Source organism: Oleiphilus sp. HI0061 (assembly GCF_001635675.1).
Genome location: NZ_LWFE01001125.1, coordinates 1 through 4,724, shown reverse-complemented (window position 1 = coordinate 4,724; position 4,724 = coordinate 1). Strand labels below are relative to the sequence as shown.

Genomic DNA, 4,724 nt, shown 5'->3' with positions numbered 1-4,724 from the left:
GAAGAGACCTCTATTACAACATGTCCGTCTGGCAAATAAAATCTATCGAAGTTGAATGAGCAAACAACACAAAACTCTATCAAGTCGAATAGCAACCCCGAAAACTTTAGTTGCCATCTTCGTTCTTCTCGCGCTGATTATTTTGGCGGGCGTAAGTTTTTCTATCAATTCAATTAAAGACATTAACAACGATGCAGTTGAACCTTATCTGGCGATAATTAATAACAATCTCGGGGTTAACCCCAAATTGCTAAAAATCATCTCCCTCATTCAGGACTACCAGGCCGAAACAAGTTCAAAAAACATTAAGAACCTGAAAAAAGGTTTTCGCATTATGCGCGGCAGTATACTCAACGACCTTGATAGCGAAAAAACAAAAACTTTACACCAAGAATTTGGCGACCTCGATAAACTCAGCAAAATCACCTCGACACTTAAAGGTTTTGGGGAGCCGATTGCACAACTCCATGAAGAGAATCATGCAACCAACCTTAAACTAGTCAAGTCGCTACGTAAAAAGCTCGGCCGTTTATATAACAAATGGAACGTTTATAGCCGTAAAGTGATTCAGGAAGTCGAGCATGCGCAAGCGAAAACATGGACAAGCTGGAGCCATCAACTCAAGTTGCAACTCTACTTTTTACTGGTCATCGCCATCACGAGTGTTATCGCCATCGCGCTAATGTATCAATTATATATCAGCCAAATACGCACTGGGCAGGCACTTGAGCGTCGAACGCAGGAACTTGATGAGGCCAAGACGATGGCTGAGCAAAGCACTAGAGCAAAATCGCGTTTTCTCGCCAATATGTCACATGAAATAAGAACACCACTAAACGGCATCATCGGTTTGAGCAAACTGACTTATAACCGTATTCAGGACAGCGAAGTCAAAAGTTACCTTGAGAATGTTGTCTTATCTGGCAGCTCATTACTTCAAATAATCAATGACGTCTTGGATTTCAGTAAGATAGAAGCCAACAAAATCACATTGGATCAGGCAGACTTTGTCCTTGAAGACATTATCAGACCTCTAGCCACATCGATGAATTTTGCAGCGAAAGCGAAGAATATTTCCTTCATCTTATTAACGCCGCCAAATCTGGCTATTCCACTTTGTGGCGACGCTACCAAAATCACGCAAATCATTACCAATTTATGCTCGAACGCAATCAAGTTCACTGAAACCGGCGGGGTCACCTTAAAAATTGATCTCACCGAGAATTACACGCAACCTTACTTAAAGATTCAAGTAAAAGACACAGGGATAGGGCTAAGTGAAGAACAACAAAAACTAATATTCAGAGAGTTTGTTCAGGCAGATGACTCGACTACCCGTAAATTTGGTGGAACAGGCTTGGGCCTGAGTATTTCACGTAGTTTCATTGAGTTAATGCTCGGAACTATTCGAGTTGATAGCTCTTTAGACAAAGGCTCGTGTTTTGATGTATCGATACCGCTTCGAAAGAGCAAAGATGAATCACAAGATGTTTTATCATTTACACACTTATCAGAAGAGGAAAAAAACCAGCTCAGCAATCTTAAGCTGAAAGTTGTTAGCCCTTGCACCTTCGAAACTGAAATAATATCAGCAGATCTCAGAAGTTCAGGCCTTAATATTAATGCTGAGCCAAGCAGTCATTTATTATTTTCATGTAACCAGGATATACCCGATTTAAGCACTCGCGTTAACGCGTTATTAGGAAAATACTCCTTGCCCACCATACTTCTTCTAAGTAGCGACCTAATCCCCCAGTTCGATGATCTGCCTAGCTCGGTTCACTTAATTGAAGCTCCCTACACTAGTGAAAAAGTACTCAATCACTTTCTAGATAAGCAAACGTCAATAGCCTCAGATGAAGAAACGCCTATAACACAAGGTTTAAAAGGCAAAAAAATATTAGTGGCAGAAGACAATAAAATTAACCAGCTAGTAGTAAACGAGACACTCCTCTTACTCGGCGCAGAAATCACGTTTGCCAACAATGGCCTAGAATGTATTCAATGCTTACGAGAAAGTCAGTACGACCTGATACTGATGGATATTCAGATGCCAGAAATGGATGGCTTAGAAGCTACACAAATTATTATCACAGACTCGCTTGCTCCGGACACCCCTATCGTTGCATTGACAGCGAATGTCTTTAAAGAAGATATTGACACTTATATTGCTGCAGGAATGAAGGCCCACCTGCCCAAACCCTTCGAGCCTGAAGCCTTATGCCAACTTATTGAAGAGCTCAGCTAAAATCAGCTCTAAGTATCATCAAATAACCGCGCTATGAACACTTTATTAAATTGCATACCCTTACTCCCAAAACCCTATCGCGGGTTAATGTTCGCTAATAGTACTAAACAGAGCTAAATCCTATGAGTGTACTTATACACTCATAGCCAAGGTAACGAGCAATAGCTAAGATCTACTCTCTTAAGAATGAAACCAGTTCATTTTTCGGCATAGGTTTAGCAAAATAGTAGCCCTGGAATACATCGCAGCCATTGGCTGCCAAAATATCAGCCTGTTCTTTAGTTTCTACACCTTCAGCGACGACGGGAATAGATAAACTCTTGCTTAAGTTGATAATACTTTTTGCCAGTAGCCAATCCTGCTCGTCAATCAAAATATCATTAACGAAGCTTCGATCGATTTTCAGTTCATTGATAGGTAATTTACTCAGTACACTTAGAGAAGAGTAGCCTGTACCAAAGTCATCCAAAGAAGTATACACGCCCAATAACGAGACCTGATTCAATACATCCTTTGCTTTGTCCAAATCTTCAATAAACAGGCTTTCTGTCACCTCAATCATCAAAGTAAGCGCTTCTCCGTCATACCTTTCAACAAGCTGTTTAATCATAGGGACAAAGTCTTCATTAAGCAGTTGCCTCACCGAAACGTTAACCGATACTCTCAGTTTAAACGGCGCGTGCTGACTCTGTTTACAAGCGTCAAGACATTCGTCCAAAGCCGTTTTTAGTACGAACTCACCCAGTTCATGAATCACGCCCGCTGCTTCTGCTACCGAAATAAACTGATCGGGCGGAACAAAACCCAAAACATCACTCTGCCAGCGAACCAAAGCTTCGACACCTAATACCTTCTGGGATTGTGAGTCGACCTGAGGCTGATAGACGACACACATTTCACCCTTTTCTAACGCATTAAGAAGTTCTTTCTCAATATCAGCAGCACGCTTGGTTTTCTCTTCCATTCCCACGGAATAAAAACAGATATCGCTCTGTTTTTGCTTCGCTTCGTACATGGCCATGTCTGCCTTTCGCTGCAGCTCATCCAGAACCTTGCCATCAAAGGGACTGATTGCAACCCCGATTGAAGCCTTGATGGAAAACTCTAAATGCTCCAACGAAACTGGGTTTCGTAGCACCTCCAGGTAAGCCTTACACAACTTGTTTAACTCACCTTTATCACGCATACCCGTCAAGATAATAAACTCATCGCCTCCTTGTCTGATACACATACAATCTTGGAAGTGTTCAGTAGTTCTGCTCGCCACTTCACAAAGAATCTGGTCACCAACAGAGTGACCATGTAAGTCATTACTCGACTTAAAGTTATTCAGGTCAATATAGAGTAGAGAGAAGCCCTGAGCATACTTATTTGCCCAGGATTCGAAGTTCTGTGTCAGAAAGCGCCGGTTAGGTAACTTGGTTAGCGGGTCATGTTCAATCTGGTGATGTAGTGACTGCTCCGTCTGTAAGTGGAGACGAATATTCAAACGGAAAATAATAAATAAGCCGATATTAAACAGAATAAAGGCACTAAGGACCCAAGACAGGGTGTACCAAAATTTATCATAGAGCAAGTCAAGTCTAGTGCTAACAATGGTAAAATGCTCAAACACAGGGTCATAGCTAATCGATGCAAAATTTAGCTCACCTCGTTTATTAGGCACAATCGCTGAAACAAGCTTGTCGCCTGCCCGAAGGGCTTTTATTCCCACACCTGCTTGAACCTTGAATAAGTTATCCAAATATTCAACGAATTTACTCTCTACCGCCGAGCCATACCAATCCTGATATTCATTTTCATCAATATACGAGACATATTGACGATAGTAATCGCCACGAACGACTGTCAAAGCAAGGTGTTTTGGTAGATTTTCTCTAGACCATAAACCATGAGAAGCGCCTAGTTTAAAGCCTGCTACCACAACAGCTGCAACCTGTCCTTCGCTATCTAATACCCGAAGCCGGATAGGTATGACCCACGAATTCAATGCTTGGAAGTAATAGGTCCTTCCCATCACTAATTTCGATGATTCCAGGGTCTTGCGAAAGGTGTCTTTGGTTTCCGCTTTTGTCAACAAATTAGGAACCTGGCTTGGCATATGTTTGAAGGTAGAGACTATCAACTGACCGTTTACATCAACCAAGCCTAAACCTATCAACTCGGTATTCACTCGTAAAACCTGGTTCATACTTTTCTGAACCTGGGCTATTTCTCCCTCGCCAACAAGCTCCACAAAGCGTTCACCAAGTACTTTCAATAAATTTGAGTTTTTTTGAAGCAAGGATTCCATAGAATGAGAGACGAGGTTATTTGCATAACTTTGCTCAATACCTGCGTGATCCTTAATTTCCTGCCATTCAGCATATAAAAAAGATGCGGTTACGACGATAGAAAAGAATACGACAAATAGATAAGTTCGCCATAAGGCCTGGTTTTTATATTTTTTCATTCATTTAATATAGTACATTATTGA

At 41.4% G+C, this 4,724-nt stretch carries 2 protein-coding genes; one reads left to right on the top strand and one right to left on the bottom strand.

From position 1 onward, the window contains the following. The first annotated feature begins 55 nt into the window (after nt 1–55). Nucleotides 56–2,248 (top strand): ATP-binding protein, encoded by a 2,193-nt coding sequence (locus A3735_RS16700; RefSeq protein WP_068513158.1) that lies wholly within the window; start codon nt 56–58, stop codon nt 2,246–2,248. Nucleotides 2,249–2,420: 172 nt separating this feature from the next. Here A3735_RS16700 and A3735_RS16695 read toward each other — a convergent pair whose 3' ends face one another. Continuing rightward, the gene (locus A3735_RS16695) at nt 2,421–4,700 is read right to left on the bottom strand and encodes an EAL domain-containing protein (RefSeq protein ID WP_068513162.1); all 2,280 of its coding nucleotides are present in this window, start codon (nt 4,698–4,700) and stop codon (nt 2,421–2,423) included. Nucleotides 4,701–4,724: the final 24 nt, after the last annotated feature.

Excerpts from the sequence above, each read along its gene's own strand:
- A3735_RS16700 (WP_068513158.1), top strand. The coding sequence starts at position 56 with ATGAGCAAACAACACAAAACTCTATCAAGTCGAATAGCAACCCCGAAA.
- A3735_RS16695 (WP_068513162.1), bottom strand. The coding sequence starts at position 4,700 with ATGAAAAAATATAAAAACCAGGCCTTATGGCGAACTTATCTATTTGTC.